The following is a 22,851-nucleotide window of genomic DNA, read 5'->3' on the forward strand; positions in this document are numbered from 1 at the left end:
GCACGGCAGATGGCGACAAACCAAACACGGTGTTACTTGCGACTTTCAAAGACAGCTTTAACTCGTTGTAGTTCTTGGCTTTTCTTATAAATCTACAGCTCTGATATGCTTTCCGACCGCAGGCGGAGGTAGCACCATGCAACTCATTGATATCGGCGTCAACCTGACCAACCCAAGTTTCGACGAAAAGCACCAGGCCGTTCTCGACCGTGCCTACGCCGCCGGGGTGAGCCAATTGGTGCTCACCGGTACCAGTGTCGACGGCAGCGAACAGGCCCTGGAGCTGTGCCAGCAACTGGACGAAAGTGGCCAACGCCTGTTCGCCACCGCCGGCATTCACCCCCACTCTGCCAGTGACTGGAACGCCGAAAGCGCCAGGCGCCTGCGGGGCCTGCTCAAGGAAAGTCGCGTGCGTGCGGTGGGTGAATGCGGGCTGGATTTCAACCGGGATTTCTCCCCGCGCCCCCAGCAGGAAAAAGTCCTCGAAGAACACCTGGCCCTGGCCGTGGAGTTGAAGCTCCCGGTATTCCTCCACGAACGTGACGCCAACCAGCGCCTGCTGGAAATCCTGCGGGACTACCGCGATCACCTGTCGGCCGCCGTGGTGCACTGCTTCACCGGCGAGCAGCGGGCGCTGTTCAGCTACCTCGACCTGGACCTGCATATCGGTATCACCGGCTGGATCTGTGACGAGCGCCGTGGGACGCACCTGCATCCGCTGGTCAGGGAAATCCCCCGGGGCCGCCTGATGCTGGAAAGCGACGCGCCCTACCTGCTGCCTCGCACCCTGCGGCCCAAGCCGAAAAACGGTCGCAACGAACCCGCCTATTTACCGGAAGTCCTACGGGAGGTCGCGTTGCACCGCGAAGAAACCGTGGAAGACCTGGCGCAACACAGCACCGCCTGTGCCCGCGCCTTTTTTGGATTGCCTGTGCCGGATTGACGCGGCGCATTGACCCATATCAAAACCCGGCATCCCGATAGCGGCACAATAATGGCACCTTGCCAATGCTGTTTCCGCTATCAGAGAAAACCTTCCATGGGTGCCTGGCTTAGCAACATCTCGCTGAAGTACAAATTCTGGGCCGTGAACGCGGTCGCCTTCATCACTACCCTGCTGCTGGTGTTGTACGCCGTGCAGCTCGAACAACAGGCCCGCAGCCAGGCCGCGCAGGCGTCGGCGCAAGCCCAGGGGCGCTTGCTCGGTGCCTGGCCCGCCGGCCAGCCACTGCCCAAGGGCGAGCACTGGCTGACGTTTGCCAGGGGCAAAGTCCCACAACTGGGCGACGAAGATCTGTCAGCCCTGGCCAACGCCAGTGGCTGGGTGGATTTCAATCACATGCCACTGTTCGGCGAAAACCCGCTGATGGGCGCCGAAGTAATCAGCCGTGCCGACGGTCAACAGGTCGCCGTGCTGGCCTACGGGCCCAGCTTGAGCCAAGTGTTCGAAGAACGCTTCGCCAACTACGCCGTAGCGGTGATGATTCTGATGCTGGCCATGCTCGGCGCCTCACAGCTGCTGATCCGCTTTCTCCTCAGCCAGCTCAACACCTTGAAAGACGTGATGCTGCACGTCGAGAAAACCGGCGACCTCTCGGCCCGCGTCCCTCTGGCCTGCAAGGATGAAGTCGGGCAGATGGCCAGCGCCTTCAACGCGATGCAGGCGGGTTATCAACGGGTGGTCAACACGGTTGCGCGCACCGCCAGGCAACTGGACGACGGCGCCGCACGCCTGGCCAGCAGCATGAACGAGGTGCAGCACGGCATGCTCGGCCAGCAAAGCGAAACCGACCAGGCCGCCACGGCGATCAACGAGATGACCGCCACCGTCTACCACATCGCCCAGCACGCCGGCGCCACCCGCGACCTGTCCCAGACGGCCGATACTCTCGCCGGTAGCGGCCAGGAAGTGGTCAGCCGGGTACAGCGCTCGATTGCCGGGCTGTCCACCGGCGTGCAGCAGACCGCCGAAATGATCCAGAAGCTGGCCGAGGACAGCCAGAAAATCAATGGCGTGGTCGGGGTGATTCACAGCATCGCCGAACAGACCAACCTGCTGGCCCTCAACGCCGCCATCGAAGCCGCCCGCGCCGGCGAAATGGGCCGGGGTTTTGCCGTGGTCGCCGACGAAGTGCGCAACCTGGCCAAGCGGGTGCAAAGCTCCACCGATGAAATCACCCGCATGGTGTCCGCCCTGCAAGCCGGCACCCGGGACGCGGTGGATTTCATGCAGGAAAGCTCGTTCAAGGCCGACGACTGTGTGCAACAGGCTCAAGAAGCCGGGATTGCCCTCGCCGAGATCACCGGCGCGGTGGCGCAGATGCGCGAGAGCAACACGCAGATTGCCGTGGCTGCCGAGCAGCAAAGCCATGTGGCCGAGGAAATGAATCGGGCGGTGGTGAGCATTCGGGACGTCACCGAAAACACCGTGCAGCAGACGGTAGACTCGGCGACCACCAGCAATGAGCTGGCAACCCTGGCCGGGGAACTGAGCAAGGCCATCGGCCAGTTGCGGCTTTAACCCCTGAAGGGGTGGCTATGGCCCCCATAGCCATCCTTGATTCGCGGCCCCACCCTGCCCGACCTAAACTCTGCTCAAGATGTTTCAACGGACAGAGGAATCACGATCATGGGCAAACGTCATCCAAATATCCCCGCCTGGCAATGGCGCACCCACCCGCAAAATCACCAGCACGGGACCAATCAAGTGTTGCAGCTGATTGCGCTGCCACTCCTGGTCATCGGTTTTCTGTTGATGGCATCGGGCGTGTTCAGCGAGAACCTGGCGAGTGCCGCCATCGGTATCGTCGGCATTCTGGCAGCCCTTGGATTGCAGCATCACGGTCGCCGCCTGGAGGCACGCGGCAGCGACGCCTCCAGCGATCAACACTTGCTGGTCTGAGGACTCAGGCGAACACCACCACCGACTGGCGGCTGATAGCGATCAACTGGCCGTCGGGGCTCCACAACTGCGCAGCCGCATGACCATAGCCATCGCGGGCGTGCTCGATGTGGACCAGGTATTGGCACCAGTCCAGGGTGCTCAGGTTTTGCAGCGGTTGGACAAATTCGATGGTCCAGGTCAGGGTGCTGCCGGCCGCCGGTTGTTTCAGGTGCGGCAACACCGACGGTGGCCACGCATCCACCAGCGCGAGGATGTGCGCTTCGGTCAGCGGCTCTTCTTTTACATCGCCACGCAAGCGCACCCAGCCGCCCATCTCCCGGGATGTATTGCCGGTGAACGGCAGGCCACCGACGCTCCAGCGCATCGCCAGGTGGCGCATGAACTCCGGCGTCACGCCTTTGATGTAGGGCAACTCCTGGCATTCATCCCAATGCTTGAAGGTGGGCGCCGGTTCGGCGGCGACGTCAATCTGCGAAGGCCGTGATGCGCCAAAACTGGCCTGCACCAGGGTCATCGTTTCACCGTTCTGCACCACACGTCCCAGCACTTGGCTGACGGCCTTGCCTTCGCGCAGCACTTCGACATCGTAGCGGGCCGGCACGTCCGGCGCCACCGGGCCCACAAAGGTGATCGCCAGTGAGCGCAACGGGCGATCCGCCGGGACCTTCGCCCGCAAGGCCTCGTACTCCAACGCCGCAACCAGCCCGCCAAAGCTGGCGCGGCCCTGGGCCCATTCGGCCGGGATCGAAACGTCCAACGGGTGGCTGCGGACAGCGTCGAGCAAATCACTAAAGCGCATGGCGGTCTCAACTTGAAAAAGGAGTTGAGGGATCTTAACCAGCCGGCCTACACCACGCAGCGCCTATTCCGGCCAAAATCCCGGACAGATAGGTCGCAGGGTCAAGCGAAGCAGTCGGCGTTCAACTTATCCAAAACCCGATCCGCCTGCCCTTCCGCCTCGGCCATGGTGCGGTGCCAACCAGGCACGCACGCCTGCAAATCGGGCTCGTGCCCGGCTTGCGCCAGCCATTGCCAGCAATCGTGCCAATCACCCAGGGCGCCCTGGGCCGCCTTGAGACGCGATATGGCTTTGGGCGGTAGCTTGTTCAGCTCGGGATAAGCCTCGGCCGCATAACGCACGCGCTTGATCAACAGGCGCAGGCGATGACGGTCGTGGTTGGGGTCGTGCAGCGCTTCGCCGAGCTTCTTCCATTGCTTGGCCAGGCGTTTTTCAATGCGCGTGCGCAGGCCATTGAGCAATTTCTGCCGTTGGGAGGCGCGGATAAAGCGGGGGAATGCTTCGAGGATCAACAGCAGTTGCGCCAGCTCAGGCCCTTGTGCAACCGAGCGGTAGGTGGCCGGCTGTTGCCGGATACGCCGCTCGGCCGCCTCATGATGGCCGTGTTGGTGGAGGTACGCCGCCAGCACTTCGCGGTCGCGAAATGGCGTGGTCAGTTGGCCGACGGCACTGGCGGCCGCCTCGAGCTGCTCGACACCGGGCAACCCGCGCAATGGCCGCAACAGGCTGCGCAAGCGCCGCACCGTGGTGCGCAGATCGTGCAGGGCCTCGTCGTCCGTGACGGCGGCGAGGCGCGCCTGGCAGCTCAGTAACCCAACTTCCAGGCCGATGACCTGAGCGACTAGCTGATCGACCAAGGCTGACATCCTTTCCTCCTCAATGATTAAACCTTCGGGCTTGAGGCCGCCGACGCAACCTCGTTGCACTCGACAACTGCTACGCGGGGTTAGCGCCCGGCGCGCGACTCACGAATATAGAAGCGGGCTTTCTCGGCCTTGGTCGAGCAGCCTTCGAAGGCTTCGAACTGCTGCTGGGTCTTGGCGCCAGTCAACAACGACAGAGCCTTGGAGTAACTCACGGTGCCGGCGAAACCTTCGGCCTTGGCCAGGTCCAGCTCGTGCCACGCAGCATCCAGTTGCGTGCCGCAGCTGTCGCGATAAGCGGTTTTCCCGGCACAACCGGCCAGGGCCAACACGATCACAGGCACACACATCCAGGCTTTCATCAAATGACACCTCAAGAAAAGAAAAAACAGTCACAGGTGTAGACGTTGCCTACACCGAAAAGTGCCTTATCCGACTGCCTGAATCCGCAGTCCCGATTGCCAGAGCATACCCGAGCGTGGTGGCCCGCTCGCGAAAATAATCGGTTGTGACAGTGATGATTGAAGCGCGCCCCTCGATGGGTGCATTGTGGTCACCTGTTTTGCGAAGGATCAGGTCATGAAGAAACGTGTTGCATTGGTGCTGGGCTCCGGCGGCGCCCGGGGCTACGCCCATATCGGCGTGATCGAGGAAATCGAAAAACGCGGCTACGACATCGCCTGCATTGCCGGTTGCTCCATGGGCGCCGTGGTGGGTGGGATCTATGCCGCGGGCAAGCTGGAAGAGTACCGAAACTGGATCGAAAGCCTCGACTACCTGGACGTACTGCGCCTGGTAGACGTGAGCTTTCGCCTGGGGGCGATCCGTGGCGAGAAGGTGTTCGGGCAGATCCGCAAGATCGTCGGCGAGATCAATATCGAAGACCTGCGCATTCCCTACACCGCCGTGGCCACGGACCTGACCAACCAGCAGGAAATCTGGTTCCAGGAAGGCTGCCTGCACCAGGCCATGCGGGCCTCGGCGGCGATTCCCAGCCTGTTCACCCCGGTGATGCAGGGCAATCGCATGCTGGTGGACGGCGGCTTGCTGAACCCTCTGCCGATCGTGCCGGTGGTGTCGAGCCACTGCGACCTGATCATTGCGGTCAACCTCAACTCCACCAACCAGAAGCACTACAAGCTTCCGGTGATCCAGCGTCCGCCGGCGTTCAGGAGCCGCTTCGACAACCTGGTGCGTTCACTGGGTTCGCACTTGCCGTTTCGGCGCAAGCAGGCCGAGCAGTTGTTGATGCTGGAACAGGAAGCGCTGCTGGCCCAGGCTGCCGACATCAACCCGTGGCTGGACTCTGCCGAACCCGAGGCGCAACAACCGGCGGCGGCACCGGAAAAGGCCGGGGCGCCAAAGTCGGCGACCGGCTCGTTCATCATCGATAACGTGGGGCCTGCATCGCTGCTGGATTTGATCAACCAGAGCTTTGAGGTGATGCAGACGTCATTGGCGCAGTACAAGATCGCCGGGTATCCGCCGGATATTCTGATCAACGTGCCGAAGCGCGTGTGCCGGTTTTTCGAGTTTTACAAAGCGCCGGAGTTGATCGCGCTGGGGCGAGAGATCGCGAGCGATACGCTGGATCGTTACGAGAGCGAGCAACACTGAGGTTTGATAAGCAGGGCTTGTGTGGCGAGGGAGCTTGCTCCCGCTGGAGTGCGAAGCGCTCCCAGGATTCTGGGGCTGCTGCGCAGCCCAGCGGGAGCAAGCTCCCTCGCCACAGGTGAGCTAACGCTTCAGGCTTCGGTGTTCAATAGCCGATACCCAACACCGGCCTCAGTCACGATAAACCGTGGTTGGGTCGGATCATCCGCCAGTTTCTGGCGCAGATGCCCCACCACAATCCGCAGGTAATGGCTGTCTTCGGTATGGGTCGGGCCCCAGATATCCTTGAGCAGTTGCTGCTGGGTGATCACCCGCCCGGGATGCCGCGCCAGTTGCGCCAGTACCGCGTATTCCTTGCGGGTCAGCGCCACTTCGACACCGTCCAGCAGCACCCGCCGATAAGCCAGGTCTACCGTCAGCGGGCCAAAACGTAGTGCCGCTTCCTGGGCCTCCCCCGCCGGCGCCTGGCGCAACAACGCCCGCACCCGTGCAAGAAACTCCTGGATGCCAAATGGCTTGGTCACATAGTCATTGGCGCCGTTGTCCAGCGCCTCGACTTTTTGCACTTCACTGGCTCGCACCGACAACACCAGTACCGGAACCGTGGACCACTCACGAAACTCGCGCAGCACCTGCTGGCCGTCCATGTCCGGCAGGCCGAGGTCGAGCACCAGCAGGTCCGGTTTACTCAAGGCGGCCTGCGCCAGGCCTTCGTTGCCGGTGCCGGCCTCGATCACTTTGTAGCCCTGGGAGGCCAGGCTGATACGCAAGAACTTGCGGATCTGCGGTTCGTCGTCAATGACCAAAATCGTCGCAGTCTGGCTCATGGTGTCCAATCAAAATCCGTGAAGAAAAGAGGGTAGCTCAAGGTTCGCTTTCCAGGCCAGGCTGGGCCTGCAATGGCAGGAATAAAGTGATGCAGGTGCCACGGCCCTCAATGCCGTCGGCCACGCTGATATGCCCGCCGTGGGCGCCGACCATGCCCTGGCAGATCGCCAGGCCGAGCCCGGTGCCCTGCCCGCCGCGATCCCCCCTGGCGGCGGTGTAGAACATATCGAAAATTTTCGCCCGCTCCTCCTCGGGAATCCCCGGTCCCTCATCGGCAACAGCAAAAAACAACTGGTTATCCTGCACGCCAGCGCTGAGTTTCAGCCGGCCTTGTGCCGGCGAGAAGCGTGCGGCATTTTCCAGTACGTTGACCAGTGCTTGCTCGATCAACGCGGCATGCACGTAGAGCAGCGGCAGCTCGGGCGGCACGTCGGTGATCACCTGCAGCGGCGCCAATACCGCACGCAAGCGGCCCAGGGAGCTGCCGACGATATCGCCGGGTGACACCCAGTCCCGCGCCAGCTTCAGGGCGCCGTGGCCCAGGCGAGTCATGTCCAGCAGGTTCTGGATGTAGCGATCCAGGCGCTCAGCCTCATCGCGAGTGCCTTCCAGCAGCTCCCGGCGATCTTCCAGGGGAATCGCCTCGCCGAGGGCCAGCAGGCTGTCGATGCTGCCACGCATGGAGGTCAGCGGTGTGCGCAAATCGTGAGACACCGAAGCCAGCAAGGCGCTGCGCAATTGCTCGGTTTCGCCGTGCAGGCGCGCGGCTTCCAGCTCCTGGCCGAGTTGTGCACGGGCCAGGGCCTGGGCCAAGGGCTGGCTCAAGGCCGTGAGCAGGCGACGGCGCTGGCCGCTCAGTTCAAGCCCGGCCTTCGGGCTGACCCCCAGCAGACCCAACGGACCTTCTTCGCTGGACAACGGCCACCACCACCAGCGCCCGAACGGCAAGGTGCCGGTGCCCATGCCGGCCGGCTGATCGTGCTGCCAGGCCCAGTCGGCGGCGGCGCGTTCGGCTTCGGTAAAGGTGATCGGGCCACCGGTCTCGACCTTCCAGTCGCCCTGCCCGTCGCGGTTGAGCAGGCACAATTGCAGGTCGCTCCAGCCTTCCAGATGATGCGCGGCGGCACTGATCACTGCCTGGCGATCGGTGGCGGCGGTGAGTTTGCGGGACAGGTCGAGCAGCTCGGTGGTTTCTTCCTGGGTATCGCGCAGCGCCTGCAACTGCCGGCGCTGGCGTGCAGCGAGATTACCGGTGAGCGCCGCCATCAGCAGGAAGAACAACAGCGTCAGCACGTCTTCTTCACGCTGGATCGCGAACGAGAAATTCGGCGGGATGAACAGGAAGTCGTAGCTCAGGAATGACAGCGCCGCACACGCCAACGCCGGCCCCAGGCTACTGCGCACCGCCACCAGCAATACGGCGGCGAGGAACACCAGCGAGATATTCGGCAACGGCAAGGCACTGGCGACACCCCATGCGACTGCGGCCGCGATCACGGTCGCCACCACCGCCAGGGCATAGTCAAACCACACCAGCCCACGCACATCCGGCAGGCGCGGAGGGGCCGGAACTTCGTCGCTGTCGAGGACGTTGATTTCCAGGCCCCGTGCATTGCGCAGCAGGCGTGCCGCCAAGCCGCCACCAAACAGATTGCGCCGCCAGCGCGGCCGGGACTGCCCCACCAGAATCAAGCTGGCGCGACGCTCGGCGGCGTGCTGGATCAGGGTCTTGGCCACCTCCCCCGCTCGCAGCAACACCACTTCACCGCCAAGACGCTCGGCCAGTTGCTGGGCGTTTTGCAGGCGCAGGCGCGATTGTTCATCGCGCACCCGGCCGTTATCCACATGCACCAGGCTCCACGGCAGATGCCGACGCTGGGCCACCCGGCTGGCATGACGCACCAGGCGTTCGGCCTGGGCATCGCCGTCCACGCCCACCAGCAAGCGGCCACGCACAGCCGGTGCGGCCTGGCCCAATTGGCGATAACCCTGGGCCAGGTCATCGTCGACATGGGCCGCGGCGGTTTGCATCGCCAGCTCGCGCAGGGCCATGAGGTTGGTCTGGGTGAAGAAGGCATCGATGGCAGCACGGGCCTGTTCCGGCACGTAGACCTTGCCGTCCCGCAGGCGCTCCAGCAGTTCCCGGGATGGCAGGTCGATCAGCAGCAGTTCATCGGCTTCCTGCAAGACCCAGTCGGGCAAGGTCTCGCGCACTTGCACGCCGGTAATGCCGCGCACCTGGTCGTTGAGGCTTTCCAGGTGCTGGACGTTGACCGTGGTGAAGACGTTGATGCCCGCCGAGAGCAATTCCTGAATGTCTTGCCAGCGTTTTTCGTGGCGGCTGCCGGGGGCGTTGCTGTGGGCCAGTTCGTCCACCAGCACCAGTTTGGGCTTGGCGGCGAGCAGGCCGTCGAGGTCCATTTCCTCCAGCATCACGCCGCGGTATTCGGAACGCAGCAGCGGCTGTTGTGGCAAGCCGCTGAGCAAGGCTTCGGTCTCGGCGCGGCCGTGGGTTTCCACCACGCCGGCGATCAGCCGCACACCCTGGCGCAGTTGGGTGTGGGCAGCCTGGAGCATGGCGTAGGTCTTGCCCACGCCGGGCGCGGCGCCGAGGAAGACTTTGAGCCGGCCACGGCCGTCTCGGGGTAGATCGGCTAACAGGGCATCGGCGCGGCCGGAGTCGCTCATGCGGGCGGTCTTCCTTCAGGTGTTGATGTGGGTTTCTTGAGTCCGCCTTCGCGAGCAAGCCCGCTCCCACATTTGACCGCATTCCAAAGGTGAAACTCAGTCGAATGTGGGAGCGGGCTTGCTCGCGAAAGCGGCGCCACGGCTTACAGTTTTTCCAAGGCCATGTTCAACGCCAGCACGTTCACCACCGGCGGCCCCACCAGCGGGCTTTCGATGTGCTCGTCCATCAAGCGCTGCAGGGTCGCCACCGGCAGATTACGTGCGGCGGCTACCCGGGCCAGTTGATAGGCAATTGCCTGCGGTGGCAAGTGTGGATCAAGACCGCTGCCGGAGGTAGTCAGCAATGCCATCGGCACCGGTCCCTGGTCTGGCACCAGCATTTTCCTGGCATCGTCAAATACACGAGTGGCCAGTGCGGGGTTGCTTGGGCCGAGGTTGCTGGCGCTGCTGGAAACCGTAGCAAACGCACCGGCAGATGGCCGTGGGTGGAACCAGCCGTCACCGGTGAAATCCTGGGCAATCAGGCTCGAACCGCGAACCTTGCCGCTGGCATCGTGCACCAGGCTGCCGTTGGCCTGGTCAGGGAACGCGACTTGCGCCACGCCGGTAACAACCAGGGGATAGGCCACGCCGGTGATCAGGCTCATCAACACCAGCAGGCTCAGGGCCGGGCGGATAATGTTGGACATTTCAAATTCCTCAATTCGGTCATTGCAACCTGCAGGCACCGGTTTGCCGGTACCTGCGGGCATCGAGTCAAACCAGGTGCAGCGCGGTCAACAGCATGTCGATCGCCTTGATGCCCACGAACGGCACCACGATCCCGCCCAGGCCGTAGATCAGCAGGTTGCGACGCAGCAACGCCGCCGCACTCGCCGCCTGTACACGTACACCGCGCAGCGCCAGGGGGATCAGCACCACGATGATCAGCGCGTTGAACACGATGGCCGAGAGGATCGCGCTCTGCGGGCTTTGCAGGTGCATCACGTTGAGCACACCCAGTTGCGGGTAGATCGAGGCGAACAGCGCCGGCAGGATCGCGAAGTACTTGGCCACGTCGTTGGCAATGGAAAAGGTGGTCAGCGCACCACGGGTCACCAGCAATTCCTTGCCGATCTGCACCACGTCCAGCAGCTTGGTCGGGTCGCTGTCGAGGTCGACCATGTTGGCCGCTTCACGGGCGGCTTGCGTGCCGTCGTTCATTGCCATGCCGACGTCAGCCTGGGCCAGCGCCGGGGCGTCGTTGGCGCCGTCGCCGCACATCGCAACCAGGCGACCATCGTTCTGTTCGTGACGAATGCGCGCGAGTTTTTTCTCTGGGGTGGCTTCGGCGAGCACGTCATCCACACCGGCTTCAGCAGCAATCGCGGCGGCGGTCAGCGGGTTGTCGCCAGTCACCATCACGGTGCGAATCCCCAGCTTGCGCAGCTCGGCAAACCGTTCGCGGATGCCGGGCTTGACCACGTCCTTGAGGTGAATCGCGCCGAGCAACTTGCCGTCGGCACACACCAGCAATGGCGTGCCGCCGCTCTGGGCGATCTTGTCGATTTCCCGCGACAGCGCCGGTTGCAGGTCGCGGCGTTGCAGGCCAATGAACGCCAACAGCGAATCCACGGCGCCCTTACGGAACACACGGCCCTGGTAGTCGACGCCGGACAGGCGGGTTTCCGCGCTGAACGGTACCGAGGTCAGCTCATCCGTCGACGGCTCGGCTTGCGGGTGCTGGCCGCGCAGGTATTCGACGATGGACTTACCTTCGGCCGTGTCGTCCGCCAAGGATGCCAGCAGCGCGCCCTCGGCCAGTTCCTTGCCGCTGACACCCGGCGCGGCGATCACGTTGGTGCAGCGACGGTTACCGAAGGTGATGGTGCCGGTCTTGTCCAGCAGCAGTACGTGCACGTCCCCCGCCGCTTCCACCGCGCGACCGGACTTGGCGATCACGTTGAGGCGCACCAGGCGGTCCATACCGGCAATACCGATGGCCGACAACAGGCCGCCGATGGTGGTCGGGATCAGCGTGACCAGCAGCGCCACCAGGAACACCAGCGGCAGGTTGCCATTGGCGAAGTGGGCGAACGGCTGCAGGGTCACCACCACCAGCAGGAAGATCAGCGTCAGTCCGATCAGCAGGATGTCCAGCGCGATTTCGTTGGGGGTTTTCTGGCGCTTGGCGCCTTCCACCAGGGCGATCATGCGGTCCAGGGTCGACTCGCCCGGGTTGGCGGTGATGCGAATCATCAACCAGTCCGAGACCAGGCGGGTGTTGCCGGTGACGGCCGAGCGGTCGCCGCCGGATTCACGGATAACCGGGGCCGATTCACCGGTGATTGCCGCTTCGTTGACCGCGGCAATCCCTTCGATGACTTCGCCGTCACCCGGGATCATTTCCCCGGCGACCACGCGTACCACATCACCTTTGCGCAGGCTGGTGGCCGGCACGACCTTGAAGCTGCCGTCGGCTTCCTTGCGGCGGGCGCTGAGGCCCTCGCTGCCGGCCTTGAGGCTGTCGGCGCGGGCCTTGCCGCGGCCTTCAGCCAAGGCTTCGGCGAAGTTGGCAAACAGCACGGTGAACCACAGCCACACGGCGATTTGCACGGAGACGTAGGTCGGTACGGCCACCTCCGGCACAAAGCACAGGATGGTGGTGAGGATCGCGGTCAGCTCGACCACCAGCATCACCGGCGAGCGTTGCAGCTGGCGCGGGTCCAGCTTGACGAACGCCTGGACCAGCGCCGGGCGCCACAGGGCCGACATTGCGGTCTTGGCTGGCTCCTGGGTTTTCACGGGAGCCGCGTTTTTTGCAGGCAAGTTCATTTTCATATCCCCTAGGCTCTTCATTTAAAAAGCAGCCATGCTCAAATGTTCAGCGATAGGCCCAAGTGCCAGCGTCGGCAGGAAGGTCAGGCCGCCCACCAGCAAAATGGTCACGGTCAACAGGGTCACGAACAGCGGGCCGTGGGTCGGGAAGCTGTTCTGGCCAATCGGTGCGGTCTTCTTCATCGCCAGGCTGCCGGCCAGGGCCAGTACAGGGAGGATGTAGCCGAAGCGGCCAAGCAACATCGACAGGCTCATCATCAGGTTGTGAAACGTGGTGTTGGCGCTGAAGCCGCCAAACGCCGAACCGTTGTTCGCACTGGCCGAGGTGTAGGCGTACAGCAACTGGCTGAAACCGTGGGGGCCAGGGTTACTGATGGCGCCGGCCGGGCCCGGCAGGGTCGCAGCGATGGCGCCCAGTACCAGGGTGCCCACCGGCATGACCAGCAAGGTCACCACCAGCAACTGCACTTCCTTGGCCTGGAGTTTCTTGCCGAGGTATTCCGGTGTACGGCCAATCATCAAACCGGCGAGGAACACCGCGATCAACACGTTGAGCAACATGCCGTACATGCCGGCGCCGACGCCGCCGAAGATCACTTCGCCGACCATCATGTTGACCAGCGACACCATCCCGCTCAGGGGGTTGAGGCTGTCTTGCATACCGTTGACCGAACCGTTGGACGCGGCGGTGGTCGCCACCGACCACAACACGGTGCCAGTGGTGCCGAAGCGCGCTTCTTTACCTTCCTGCGGCGCGGCCTGTTCAACCGCCGGGTTGTTCAGCGCCGGGTTGGGTTGGTACTCGGCCCACATCGCGGTAGCACCGCCGATGATGAACAGGGCCAGCATGCAACCGAGGATCGCCCGGCTCTGACGCAGGTCTTTCACGTAGTGGCCAAAGGTGAACACCAGCGCCACCGGAATCAGGATGATCGCGCCCAGCTCAAACAGGTTGGCCCAGGCAGTCGGGTCTTCGAACGGATGCGCCGAGTTGACGCCGAAGAAGCCACCACCGTTGGTGCCCAGTTGCTTGATCGCAATCTGGCTGGCAGCCGGGCCCAGTGGGATGACCTGGTCAACGCCCTGCATGGTGACCGCGTTCACATAGTGAGCGAAGGTTTGTGGCACGCCCTGCCAGACCAGGAACAACGCGAACACCAGGCACAACGGCAACAGGCCGTAGAGCGTGGCGCGAGTCATGTCGACCCAGAAGTTGCCCAAAGTCTTGGTGGATTTGCGACCGATCCCACGGCACAACGCGACCAGTACGGCGAGGCCGGTGGCGGCACTGACGAAGTTCTGCACGGTGAGGCCGACCATCTGACTGAGGTAGCTCAGGGACGCTTCACCGCTGTAGTTCTGCCAGTTGGTGTTGGTCATGAAACTGATGGCGGTGTTGAACGCCAGGGTCCATTCCTGACCCGGCAATTTCTGCGGGTTCAGCGGCAGGTATTCCTGGAACAGCAGGATCGCGAACAGCAGCACGAAACCGGCAAGGTTGAACGCCAGCAACGCCAGCGCGTATTTCTGCCAGCTCTGTTCCTGGTCTGCATCGACACCCGAAAGGCGATAGCACACGCGCTCGACCGGGCCGAACACCGGCGTGAGCCAGGTTCGCTGCCCTTCCATTACCTTGTAGTAGAACCGCCCCAGGGCCGGTGCCGGAATCAGCACCAAGGCAAAGAAGGCGATGATCAGCCAATAGTCATAACTGTGCATAGCCTGCTCCTAGTTCCGATCCGCGCGTAACAGCGCAACCAGCAGATAAATGAACAGCGCCACAGCCAACAGCAGTGACACCCCGTCCAGAACGCTCATGGAAGTTTCTCCGTCGTGCGGCGACTGCCGCGTGTAGGAGGATTGTCCGCAGGAGTGGCGTAAAGGAACGAGAGCGACGGTATGGGTGGGGCGTAAAGACGGCGTAAAGAGTGGATTTATGCGGGGTTTACGGGGGGATTTGTGAGCGTTTCCTGTAGGCAGCGCCCTTATCTGGTGCAGGCCCAGAGCGTATTCAAACGTCAAACCGTCCCCTCGGCGACAGTTCGGCGCCTTTACGACATGGCATTGATGAATGGCATGTCCGCTGCAATGCCCTGAAACATTCCAAACCGTTCAGGGAGCGTTACACGATGAACACACAACTCAAACCCACCTTGGGCACCCTGCATTTGTGGGGCATCGCCGTCGGGCTGGTGATTTCCGGGGAATATTTCGGCTGGAGCTATGGCTGGGGCGTGGCGGGTACGCTGGGCTTCCTGGTGACCTCATTGATGGTCGCCGCCATGTACACCTGCTTTATATTCAGTTTCACCGAACTGACCACTGCAATTCCCCACGCGGGCGGCCCGTTTGCCTACAGCCGCCGGGCATTTGGTGAGAAAGGCGGACTCATTGCCGGGTTGGCGACGCTGATTGAATTCGTGTTCGCCCCGCCCGCTATCGCCCTGGCCATCGGCGCCTACCTGAATGTGCAATTCCCGGCCCTTGATCCGAAACACGCGGCCGTCGGCGCCTACATTGTATTCATGGGCCTGAACATCCTCGGCGTGAAGCTGGCGGCGACCTTTGAACTGGTGGTATGCGTGCTTGCCGTCGCCGAGTTGCTGGTATTCATGGGCGTAGTCGCGCCCGCGTTCAGCTTCAGCAACTTCGCCCTGAACGGCTGGGCCGGCTCCGACACCTTCGGCGCGCCGGCGATTGCCGGAATGTTCGCGGCGATACCCTTTGCCATCTGGTTCTTCCTCGCCATCGAAGGCGCCGCCATGGCCGCCGAAGAAGCGAAAGATCCCAAGCGCACCATTCCAAAGGCCTACATCAGCGGCATCCTCACCTTGGTAATCCTGGCGATGGGCGTGATGTTCTTTGCCGGCGGCGTCGGCGACTGGCGCACCCTGTCGAACATCAACGACCCGCTACCTCAAGCGATGAAAACCGTAGTCGGCGACAGCTCGGGCTGGCTGCACATGCTCGTGTGGATCGGCCTGTTCGGCCTGGTGGCCAGCTTCCACGGGATCATCCTCGGTTACTCCCGCCAATTCTTCGCCCTGGCCCGCGCGGGCTACCTGCCCTCTTTCCTGGCCAAACTGTCGCGCTTTCAGACGCCGCACCGGGCAATCATCGCTGGCGGCATCGTTGGTATCGCCGCCATCTACAGCGATGGACTGATCAACCTGGGTGGCATGACCCTGACCGCAGCAATGATCACCATGGCCGTGTTCGGTGCCATCGTCATGTACATCATGAGCATGCTCAGCCTGTTCAAACTGCGTAAGACCGAACCGCTGCTGGAACGCACCTTCCGCGCACCGGGTTATCCCATCGTACCGGGGATCGCGCTGGTACTGGCCGTGGTGTGCCTGGTGGCGATGGCGTGGTTCAACGCGCTGATCGGCCTGATCTTCCTGGGCTTCATGGTGGTGGGGTTCGTGTACTTCCAACTGACCGCGCAAGACCGCGCCGATGCGCCGGCAGATGCGATGTTGACCGGGCTTTAAGGTTACCGGGGCAGAACGGGCCTACAATGAACTACTAAGAAAGCCCGTAACTCAAAGCAGCTATTACCGTGGGGAAATCCCCACGGTTTGCTGCCTCAAGGAGAGCCCTATGCCGTGGTATGCCTGGTTGATATTAGTGGTCGCGATCGGTTCGATCGTCGGTGGTTTGCTGATGCTGCGAGACAGCGCCAACAAGGTTGAATTGACCGATGAACAACGCAAGCGCGTGGCAGAGCGAAATGCCCAAGCGGATGCCAAGGATGCGCAGGATCGTTGAGCCCATTTACTCCCACTCTTTACTCCAAGTCCGCCTTGGCAATGTGCAAATCGTGCTGCTCCTTATAGGCAAAGGCGGCACGATCAGGCTGGCTCCAGCCATTCGGCCGCTCATCCTCCAGGCGATAAATCTTAATAACCAATGGGCGGCGCACTATCAGTGGGGCCTGCGCGTCCGGCCCCACCCAGGCAATAACAAATACCCGCCCGGGCATTTCGAGAGCGCACACAGTAAATCAATCTCGGCAAAAAACTCCAGGTAGTCGCCCTTCAGTGTTGGACAGGCTCTCATGAAGTACATGTTGTCGTGATTAAGGTGCACGCACTGGAAAATATTCAGTACGTCATGCACATCGAGTTCGGTCGGACTGTAGGGCGGCGCGGGTCAAGTCGGAGTGACAGTGATGATGAAAATCTTCGCCGGTCAGCATGCGATTCACATAGAAATCGCAGCGCATGCCGAGTAAATCGTGCAGGCCCCCGCCGCACTCTTCGATGCCATAGCTCGCCAGGCTGTCATTGGTGATGGTCACAAACGGGAGTAGAAAGGGCATCAGGAGTGCTGTCTGCGCTTTGTAGCTGGCGCGTGCGAGCCGCCCATAAGCATTCACGTGGATCATTGGCATTCCAAGCGTTGAAGTCACCGACCGGCGACCCAGCAGGTGTGGTAACGCGGAACACATGCCGGGGGGACTTTCCACGCCCTGCTCGTGCGAATCGGCATTTCGAATTGCTTGATCAACGTACATTGATCCGCACGGACACGGATGCGCTCGTAGAAAGCCGTATTGACTTACAAGGCTGAACCCTTGCTGACCTGGCAAGCCGCTGGATATTTTTTGCTCATGATAGGTGCCTCGACTTGGGAATTTTCTGCATAGGAAATAATCACTACTCGTGCCAATGTTGAAAACATTTTCTGCAGTACCCGGACTGGGCGGTTTAAAGTGCGGTCGGCAATCGCTTTTGTATGGGTATTTACCATACCGCGTGGCATAATCGACCCTTTTAAAGCTATGCCATGGGCCTTCAGTCTAGGGCCACTTTGTCGATCCGCGCAGGAGCACCGATGACTGGAGAGTCCGTTTCGATGAAAGGCGCTGAAGCTGAATGGACCGACTCTTCGCAACTACGCGGTTTGTGTGCCAATTGCGAACGGGATCATAGCGGTGAATGTGATGCCCTTGATAGTTAAGTGTTATGCACGCTTATAAATAATGAATTTATTTGCCTAAGTATCATGACTCGTCAGTGCGGGTAGATAGCGTAAATCATAAGGCAAGGAGGGTGAAATGGAATTGATCAAATGGCTGGATTTTGAGCGACTGGGCGATAACAGGGGAGAATTAATTGCTATAGAAGTGGGCGTCGACAAGATTATCCCCTTCGAGATAAAGCGTGTTTACTACATCTACGCTACGGCCCCCGGCATCAGCAGAGGGTTTCATGCCCATCGAGAGTTAAAGCAAATTGCAATCTGCGTATCCGGAACATGCAAAATGATTCTGGATAACGGGACTGTTCGCGAAGAAACAATCATGCACAGCGCTACCCGCGGCCTAATTATCGAAAGTATGGTATGGCGAGAAATGCACGATTTCAGTCCTGACTGTGTATTACTGGTCTTGGCGAGTGAGCACTACGAAGAGTCCGACTATATAAGATCTTACGAAACTTTCATTGAGGAGCAAGCATGTCTAAAAAACTGATAATCGTTGGGGCAGGTGAATTTGCCATGATTGCCTATGAGTACTTTACACATGACTCTGACCTCCAGGTCTGTGCTTTTTCCGTCGAGAAGGAATACCTCGAAAACACCACGCTTTATGACCTCCCTATCGTAGAGTTGGAATCACTCGAAGCCACGTTCCCACCCGCCGAATATCAGGTTTTCGTCGCCATACCGGCTTCGCAACTCAATCGGCTGAGGACTCGCCTCTACGAGGTGGTCAAGTCCAAAGGCTACACGTGCGCTAGCTACATCAGTTCACGTGCGTTCGTGTGGCACAATGCGCAAATCGGTGAAAACTGCTTTATCTTCGAGAACAATACAGTTCAGCCGTTCGTGTCGATTGGGAACAATGTGATCCTCTGGAGCGGCAACCACATTGGGCACCGCTCACGGATCAATGACAACTGTTTTCTCTCTTCGCACGTTGTGGTGTCGGGCTACTGCGATATCGGCGAGTCTTGTTTCTTAGGCGTCAACTCGACACTGAATGATCGTATCAGCATTCCCAAAGACTGTGTGATTGCGTCCGGCACCCTCGTCAATAAAAACCTGCCAGAGCCCGAGCGCATTTATTATGGTTCGCCTGCGCAGATGCTGCCGAAGAAAAGCAGTCTTAAAGTTAAACTGTAGGTATTGAGATGCTTTGGAAAAAGATAGGCCAGATATTTAATGCTCGCACCCAGCTTCCCGATTGGGCAGAGAACTCGGCGCTTACACCGACACCTTTTTTATTAAACCCTGAAGTCATCAGGATTTACGCCGGATTTAGAGACAAGGCGGGAGTAAGCCGCATAGGTTATGTGGACGTATCAGCACATGACCCTCGCAAAGTGCTGGGAGTGAGCAACGAGCCGGCATTGGCTGAAGGCGGTCCAGGATGCTTTGACGATAACGGTGTCATACTGGGAGACGTGGTACGCGATGGCGACACGATCAGAATGTACTATGTCGGCTTCCAGATCGTCCAAAAAGCCAAATTTCTCGCTTTTACCGGGCTTGCAACCAGCCAGGATGGCGTTCGATTTGACCGAGTGTCTGAAGCCCCCGTACTTGACCGCGGGCACAAAAGCCGAACGATCCGGGCAGTACATACTGCGCTCTATGATGAAGGCCGTTGGAAAGTATGGTACGCACTGGGGGACGGCTGGTGCGATATTAACGGGGTTCAATACCCCCGTTATAATATTTGGTACACAGAGTCACCCGACGGGGTGTCATTCCCTGGGCCGCACCATCTTTGCATCGACAATGAAGGTGATGAATATAGGATAGGCAGACCTTCCGTCTACAAGATACAGGGTCGCTATATCATGTTCTATACGAAAGGTGGCACAACGGGAAAAGATTACTTCCCAGGCGTTGCCTATTCGGATGACGGTGTCCATTGGATGCGCAAGGACGACGAGTTAGGCATGTCACTATCAGAACATGCAGGATTTGACGACCTGCACTTGTGCTACCCGCGCCTGTGTGTCACCGCCGACAAAGTGTATGCCTTTTACAATGGTAACAATATGGGTGTTGAAGGCATCGGCCTGATGGAGCTCATTCAATGGTGATCTGCGAGCTTTATCATCAAGACGCTGAAAACCAATGGAATGAATTCGTTAAAAGCAGTAAGTCACCGCTTTTTATCTTCGAGCGTCCGTTCATGGATTACCATGCGGACCGTTTCAATGATTTTTCACTACTTATCAAAGAGGACGATCAACTGCTCGCGGTGATGCCCGCCAACAGAGTGGACGACGTGGTGTATTCGCATGGCGGCTTAACGTTTGGCGGGCTCATACTTTCGCACAAGGTCAAAGCAGAGAAGGTTCTTGAGATACTACAAGCGCTCAAAATCTTCCTGAAAGAAAAAGCCGTTCGCTGCCTTGAATACAAGTCGATTCCATACATATTCAATACAAGCCCGGCTCAAGAAGACCTGTATGCGCTAAGTATCGCCGGCGCCTCCTTGTTTCGACGGGACATATCCAGCGTCATTGATCTGGCGCGAGAACCCAAGTTTTCAAAAGGCAGGAAGTGGTTGATTGCTAGGGCGAAAAAGAACGGCCTGTCCGTGGAGGAATCCACGGACTGGTCGGCCTATCACGCGTTGCTTTCCAGCGTGCTATCGAAGCATAGCGCCACGCCCACTCATTCGGTAAATGAAATAGCCCTACTCCACGAGCGATTTCCTGAGAATATCCGCCTGAAAATAGTACGCAAGGATGGAGAGTTGGTATGCGGTGTACTGCTATTCGCTTACGGACAGGTATTGCACACTCAGTACATCGCAGCGAATGATGTCGGCAGAGAGTCTGGGGCACTCGATTTGACCTTAGCGACTTGCATTGATGAAGCGAAACGCTCAGACAAAGCATATTTTAGCTTCGGAATCTCCACCGAGCGTGGCGGGCTTTACTTGAACACGGGGCTGATAGCACAAAAAGAGAGCTTCAGCGCCCGGGCTATCGTGCATGATTTTTACAGGCTGAAATTGAATGATTAAATTTTTGGATTTGAAACAGGTAAACGACCAATACCAAGCCGAAATCATAGCGGCGGCCGAGCGCGTGATAAAGTCTGGCTGGTATATAAAAGGCCAAGAGCTCGAGCAGTTTGAACAGGCGTTTGCCGCTTACTGTGGCACTCAATATTGCATCGGGGTGGGCAATGGGCTGGACGCACTTACACTCACCCTGCGCGCGTGGAAAGAGCAAGGCCGGATTAACTCCGGTGACGAAGTCATCGTCCCAGCCAACACCTACATTGCGAGCATTCTGGCGATTATTGAAAGTGGGTTGAAGCCCGTTCTCGTAGAGCCATGCCTCGAAACCTACAACATTGATCATCGGCAAATTCGAAACAAGATTAGCGGAAAAACTAAGGTTTTGTTACCTGTTCACCTGTACGGTCAATTGGCCGAGATGGACAAAATTAATGACATAGCCAAGGCACATAATTTGCTGGTTCTTGAAGACGCCGCCCAGGCACATGGCGCAGAAGCTTTCGGGGTGAAAGCAGGGGCTTTCGGCGATGCCGCAGGTTTTAGTTTCTACCCCGGGAAAAACATGGGTGCACTAGGCGATGGCGGTGGCATTACTACCAACGATGCTGAGTTTGCTAACATTGTTCGATCCTTGGGCAACTATGGCAGTGAAGCGAAATATCAACATCGTTATGCGGGCATCAACAGCAGGCTAGACGAGATGCAGGCTGCAATACTCGCTATCAAGCTCAAGCACCTCGATGATGAAAACGCCCGTAGAAGAGCTATTGCAGCGAACTACGTTACGCACATCGATAATCGATTGATTACCCTGCCTAATCTGGCTGATGGCAAAAGCCAAGCCTGGCACTTGTTCGTGATTCGATGCGACGATCGTAAAGGATTCATGTCCTATCTTTCGGATAGCGGCGTGCAAGCGCAAATTCACTACCCCACCGCCCCGCACAAACAGGTGGCGCTGCAGGGGATGACGACTGAAAGCTTCCCGATCACCGAAAAAATTCACGACACTGTGGTGAGTTTGCCGTTGAATCCGACCCTTAGTGATGATGAAGTTTGTCGCGTCATCGAAGTGTGCAACGCCTACGTATCGTCATGAAGCTGATAAAAACAAGCTTGCTGAGCGGTGTAGCGTCGCTGGTAAAAATATTTACGCTGCTCGGCATAAATAAGGTGCTCGCGATCTATACCGGTCCTGCGGGCTACGCGCTCATAGGTCAGCTTCAAAATGCCGTACAAATTTTTTCAACATTCGCGAGCGGCGCCGTAAGTACGGGAGTCACCAAGTACACGGCTGAGTATGGACAGGATCCTCTAAAGCAGGAAAAAGTCTGGCGCACGGCTTTCAGCATTGCTCTGTCGGGCAGCCTCATCAGCGCAATATTCATTATTGTTTTTGATAAACAGCTAGCGGAGTTTTTCCTAGGGGACAGGTCCTATAGCAATCTGTTCATTGTGTTCGCCATCGGTCTGTTGCCCATGGTCGTGAACACACTGTTGTTGGCCATACTGAACGGCAAGAAGGAGATCAAGGGTTATGTGATCGCAAACATATTGGGCAGCGTATTCTCGTTGCTCTTTACTGGGCTCCTCGCCTATTACTTTGACTTTCTCGGCGCACTCATTGCACTGGTTTCTTATCAGTCGATCGCATGTTTGTTCACTCTTGGCGTTTGCTTGAAAACCAGTTGGTTCAGGCTGGGTATATTTGCTTTCGAGTTTGATCGCATCGCGCTGAGGAGGCTCACAGGGTTTACATTCATGGCTCTGTGCTCTGCCATATGTGTTCCGTTGAGTTCTTTATTCATCAGGACTTACCTAAATGACTCCTTGAGCGCCGAAGCTGCCGGTTATTGGGAGGCGATGACCCGATTAAGTGGCGCATATATGATGGTGGTCACCATGACCCTCAGCGTGTATTACCTACCAAAGTTATCGGAACTGACGTCTGCCAGCCAGATCAAGCACGAAGTAATATCCGGCTATAAAATAATACTGCCGGCTGCGGCACTGCTGTCGCTCGGCGTCTTTTTGTTCCGTGACCTTATTATCTGGATATTGTTTACCAAAGAGTTCGCACCCATGCGCCCTTTGTTTACATGGCAACTGGTTGGCGACACAATGAAAATAGGCAGTTGGATTTTATCCTACTTGATGGTCAGCCGAGCGATGATCAAAGAATTCATCATTTCTGAAATCATTTTCTCAATCACGCTGTGTCTATTGGTTGTCGCATTCTCCAATGCCTACGGCTTAATCGGGGCGACTATAGGTTACTGCGTAAATTACATGGCCTATTGGGTGTTTTTGTATTTCTTCGTATGGCGGAAAATTAATTGAA

20 protein-coding genes and 2 pseudogenes are annotated in these 22,851 nt (G+C 59.1%); 12 read left to right on the forward strand and 10 right to left on the reverse strand.

Annotated elements, in window-relative coordinates; translation table 11 throughout:
* The first annotated feature begins 136 nt into the window (after positions 1–136).
* The 3 genes and pseudogenes from ACW9I6_RS02910 to ACW9I6_RS02920 form a co-directional block, all read left to right on the forward strand.
* Positions 137–943 (forward strand): TatD family hydrolase, encoded by an 807-nt coding sequence (locus tag ACW9I6_RS02910; protein WP_003218739.1) that lies wholly within the window; start codon positions 137–139, stop codon positions 941–943.
* Between the two features lie 96 nt (positions 944–1,039).
* Positions 1,040–2,521, forward strand: coding sequence for a methyl-accepting chemotaxis protein (locus ACW9I6_RS02915; protein ID WP_177068723.1), 1,482 nt, complete (start codon positions 1,040–1,042; stop codon positions 2,519–2,521).
* A 108-nt stretch (positions 2,522–2,629) separates the two neighbouring features.
* A pseudogene (locus ACW9I6_RS02920) lies at positions 2,630–2,887 on the forward strand (terminase); the annotation flags it as partial.
* Between the two features lie 19 nt (positions 2,888–2,906).
* Here ACW9I6_RS02920 and ACW9I6_RS02925 read toward each other — a convergent pair.
* From ACW9I6_RS02925 to ACW9I6_RS02935, 3 genes are all read right to left on the reverse strand, one after another.
* On the reverse strand, positions 2,907–3,704 hold the full coding sequence (locus tag ACW9I6_RS02925) for an acyl-CoA thioesterase (protein ID WP_457338856.1): 798 nt from the start codon (positions 3,702–3,704) through the stop codon (positions 2,907–2,909).
* 101 nt (positions 3,705–3,805) lie between these two features.
* Positions 3,806–4,570 carry a CHAD domain-containing protein gene (locus tag ACW9I6_RS02930; RefSeq protein ID WP_457338857.1) on the reverse strand — a complete coding sequence of 255 codons (765 nt, stop codon included), beginning with the start codon at positions 4,568–4,570 and terminating at the stop codon, positions 3,806–3,808.
* An 80-nt stretch (positions 4,571–4,650) separates the two neighbouring features.
* Positions 4,651–4,929, reverse strand: coding sequence for a hypothetical protein (locus ACW9I6_RS02935; protein ID WP_003218744.1), 279 nt, complete (start codon positions 4,927–4,929; stop codon positions 4,651–4,653).
* Between the two features lie 217 nt (positions 4,930–5,146).
* Between ACW9I6_RS02935 and ACW9I6_RS02940 the strand changes: the two genes are divergently transcribed.
* Positions 5,147–6,184 (forward strand): patatin-like phospholipase family protein, encoded by a 1,038-nt coding sequence (locus tag ACW9I6_RS02940; RefSeq protein ID WP_087693690.1) that lies wholly within the window; start codon positions 5,147–5,149, stop codon positions 6,182–6,184.
* Between the two features lie 128 nt (positions 6,185–6,312).
* Here ACW9I6_RS02940 and ACW9I6_RS02945 read toward each other — a convergent pair whose 3' ends face one another.
* From ACW9I6_RS02945 to kdpF, 6 genes are all read right to left on the reverse strand, one after another.
* Positions 6,313–7,008 (reverse strand): response regulator, encoded by a 696-nt coding sequence (locus ACW9I6_RS02945; RefSeq protein ID WP_003218747.1) that lies wholly within the window; start codon positions 7,006–7,008, stop codon positions 6,313–6,315.
* Between the two features lie 37 nt (positions 7,009–7,045).
* Positions 7,046–9,697 (reverse strand): DUF4118 domain-containing protein, encoded by a 2,652-nt coding sequence (locus ACW9I6_RS02950; RefSeq protein ID WP_457338858.1) that lies wholly within the window; start codon positions 9,695–9,697, stop codon positions 7,046–7,048.
* A gap of 143 nt (positions 9,698–9,840) precedes the next feature.
* Positions 9,841–10,386 carry a potassium-transporting ATPase subunit KdpC gene (gene kdpC, locus ACW9I6_RS02955; protein ID WP_087693688.1) on the reverse strand — a complete coding sequence of 182 codons (546 nt, stop codon included), beginning with the start codon at positions 10,384–10,386 and terminating at the stop codon, positions 9,841–9,843.
* A 67-nt stretch (positions 10,387–10,453) separates the two neighbouring features.
* On the reverse strand, positions 10,454–12,511 hold the full coding sequence (gene kdpB / locus ACW9I6_RS02960; RefSeq protein ID WP_177080484.1) for a potassium-transporting ATPase subunit KdpB: 2,058 nt from the start codon (positions 12,509–12,511) through the stop codon (positions 10,454–10,456).
* Positions 12,512–12,535: 24 nt separating this feature from the next.
* The gene (gene kdpA, locus ACW9I6_RS02965; RefSeq protein WP_177008082.1) at positions 12,536–14,233 is read right to left on the reverse strand and encodes a potassium-transporting ATPase subunit KdpA; all 1,698 of its coding nucleotides are present in this window, start codon (positions 14,231–14,233) and stop codon (positions 12,536–12,538) included.
* 9 nt (positions 14,234–14,242) lie between these two features.
* Positions 14,243–14,332, reverse strand: coding sequence for a K(+)-transporting ATPase subunit F (gene kdpF / locus ACW9I6_RS02970; protein WP_003218754.1), 90 nt, complete (start codon positions 14,330–14,332; stop codon positions 14,243–14,245).
* Positions 14,333–14,643: 311 nt separating this feature from the next.
* Here kdpF and eat point away from each other — a divergent pair, with 311 nt between their 5' ends.
* Together eat and ACW9I6_RS02980 are read left to right on the forward strand one after the other, a co-directional pair.
* Positions 14,644–16,008 carry an ethanolamine permease gene (gene eat, locus ACW9I6_RS02975; RefSeq protein ID WP_003218757.1) on the forward strand — a complete coding sequence of 455 codons (1,365 nt, stop codon included), beginning with the start codon at positions 14,644–14,646 and terminating at the stop codon, positions 16,006–16,008.
* Between the two features lie 109 nt (positions 16,009–16,117).
* A complete protein-coding gene (locus ACW9I6_RS02980) occupies positions 16,118–16,285 on the forward strand; it encodes a DUF2897 family protein (protein ID WP_008437727.1) in 168 nt (55 codons plus the stop codon).
* A gap of 19 nt (positions 16,286–16,304) precedes the next feature.
* Here the strand turns inward: ACW9I6_RS02980 and ACW9I6_RS02985 are convergent.
* Positions 16,305–17,131, reverse strand: a pseudogene (locus ACW9I6_RS02985) (urea carboxylase-associated family protein).
* Positions 17,132–17,576: 445 nt separating this feature from the next.
* On the opposite strand from ACW9I6_RS02985, the gene ACW9I6_RS02990 reads away from it, so the two are divergent.
* The 6 genes from ACW9I6_RS02990 to ACW9I6_RS03015 are packed head-to-tail and all read left to right on the forward strand — an operon-like array spanning position 17,577 to position 22,850.
* The gene (locus ACW9I6_RS02990) at positions 17,577–17,993 is read left to right on the forward strand and encodes a sugar 3,4-ketoisomerase (protein WP_457338859.1); all 417 of its coding nucleotides are present in this window, start codon (positions 17,577–17,579) and stop codon (positions 17,991–17,993) included.
* The gene (locus ACW9I6_RS02995) at positions 17,978–18,646 is read left to right on the forward strand and encodes an acetyltransferase (RefSeq protein ID WP_457338860.1); all 669 of its coding nucleotides are present in this window, start codon (positions 17,978–17,980) and stop codon (positions 18,644–18,646) included. The genes ACW9I6_RS02990 and ACW9I6_RS02995 overlap by 16 nt, the downstream gene beginning before the upstream one ends.
* Before the next feature lie 8 nt (positions 18,647–18,654).
* Complete coding sequence (locus ACW9I6_RS03000; protein ID WP_457338861.1) at positions 18,655–19,575, forward strand: hypothetical protein; 921 nt, start codon at positions 18,655–18,657, stop codon at positions 19,573–19,575.
* The gene (locus ACW9I6_RS03005; protein ID WP_457338862.1) at positions 19,569–20,510 is read left to right on the forward strand and encodes a GNAT family N-acetyltransferase; all 942 of its coding nucleotides are present in this window, start codon (positions 19,569–19,571) and stop codon (positions 20,508–20,510) included. Before ACW9I6_RS03000 ends, ACW9I6_RS03005 begins: the two co-directional genes overlap by 7 nt.
* Positions 20,503–21,609: a DegT/DnrJ/EryC1/StrS family aminotransferase gene (locus ACW9I6_RS03010; RefSeq protein WP_457338863.1), complete on the forward strand. Its 1,107-nt coding sequence runs from the start codon at positions 20,503–20,505 to the stop codon at positions 21,607–21,609. The genes ACW9I6_RS03005 and ACW9I6_RS03010 overlap by 8 nt, the downstream gene beginning before the upstream one ends.
* On the forward strand, positions 21,606–22,850 hold the full coding sequence (locus ACW9I6_RS03015) for an O-antigen translocase (RefSeq protein ID WP_457338864.1): 1,245 nt from the start codon (positions 21,606–21,608) through the stop codon (positions 22,848–22,850). The genes ACW9I6_RS03010 and ACW9I6_RS03015 overlap by 4 nt, the downstream gene beginning before the upstream one ends.
* The last annotated feature ends 1 nt before the right edge of the window (position 22,851 follow it).

The organism is Pseudomonas sp. SDO5522_S412, from assembly GCF_054071215.1.

Coding starts and splice junctions, on each gene's coding strand:
- ACW9I6_RS02910 (WP_003218739.1), top strand. CDS start 137: ATGCAACTCATTGATATCGGCGTCAACCTGACCAACCCAAGTTTCGAC.
- ACW9I6_RS02915 (WP_177068723.1), top strand. CDS start 1,040: ATGGGTGCCTGGCTTAGCAACATCTCGCTGAAGTACAAATTCTGGGCC.
- ACW9I6_RS02925 (WP_457338856.1), bottom strand. CDS start 3,704: ATGCGCTTTAGTGATTTGCTCGACGCTGTCCGCAGCCACCCGTTGGAC.
- ACW9I6_RS02930 (WP_457338857.1), bottom strand. CDS start 4,570: ATGTCAGCCTTGGTCGATCAGCTAGTCGCTCAGGTCATCGGCCTGGAA.
- ACW9I6_RS02935 (WP_003218744.1), bottom strand. CDS start 4,929: ATGAAAGCCTGGATGTGTGTGCCTGTGATCGTGTTGGCCCTGGCCGGT.
- ACW9I6_RS02940 (WP_087693690.1), top strand. CDS start 5,147: ATGAAGAAACGTGTTGCATTGGTGCTGGGCTCCGGCGGCGCCCGGGGC.
- ACW9I6_RS02945 (WP_003218747.1), bottom strand. CDS start 7,008: ATGAGCCAGACTGCGACGATTTTGGTCATTGACGACGAACCGCAGATC.
- ACW9I6_RS02950 (WP_457338858.1), bottom strand. CDS start 9,697: ATGAGCGACTCCGGCCGCGCCGATGCCCTGTTAGCCGATCTACCCCGA.
- kdpC (WP_087693688.1), bottom strand. CDS start 10,386: ATGTCCAACATTATCCGCCCGGCCCTGAGCCTGCTGGTGTTGATGAGC.
- kdpB (WP_177080484.1), bottom strand. CDS start 12,511: ATGAACTTGCCTGCAAAAAACGCGGCTCCCGTGAAAACCCAGGAGCCA.
- kdpA (WP_177008082.1), bottom strand. CDS start 14,233: ATGCACAGTTATGACTATTGGCTGATCATCGCCTTCTTTGCCTTGGTG.
- kdpF (WP_003218754.1), bottom strand. CDS start 14,332: ATGAGCGTTCTGGACGGGGTGTCACTGCTGTTGGCTGTGGCGCTGTTC.
- eat (WP_003218757.1), top strand. CDS start 14,644: ATGAACACACAACTCAAACCCACCTTGGGCACCCTGCATTTGTGGGGC.
- ACW9I6_RS02980 (WP_008437727.1), top strand. CDS start 16,118: ATGCCGTGGTATGCCTGGTTGATATTAGTGGTCGCGATCGGTTCGATC.
- ACW9I6_RS02990 (WP_457338859.1), top strand. CDS start 17,577: ATGGAATTGATCAAATGGCTGGATTTTGAGCGACTGGGCGATAACAGG.
- ACW9I6_RS02995 (WP_457338860.1), top strand. CDS start 17,978: ATGTCTAAAAAACTGATAATCGTTGGGGCAGGTGAATTTGCCATGATT.
- ACW9I6_RS03000 (WP_457338861.1), top strand. CDS start 18,655: ATGCTTTGGAAAAAGATAGGCCAGATATTTAATGCTCGCACCCAGCTT.
- ACW9I6_RS03005 (WP_457338862.1), top strand. CDS start 19,569: ATGGTGATCTGCGAGCTTTATCATCAAGACGCTGAAAACCAATGGAAT.
- ACW9I6_RS03010 (WP_457338863.1), top strand. CDS start 20,503: ATGATTAAATTTTTGGATTTGAAACAGGTAAACGACCAATACCAAGCC.
- ACW9I6_RS03015 (WP_457338864.1), top strand. CDS start 21,606: ATGAAGCTGATAAAAACAAGCTTGCTGAGCGGTGTAGCGTCGCTGGTA.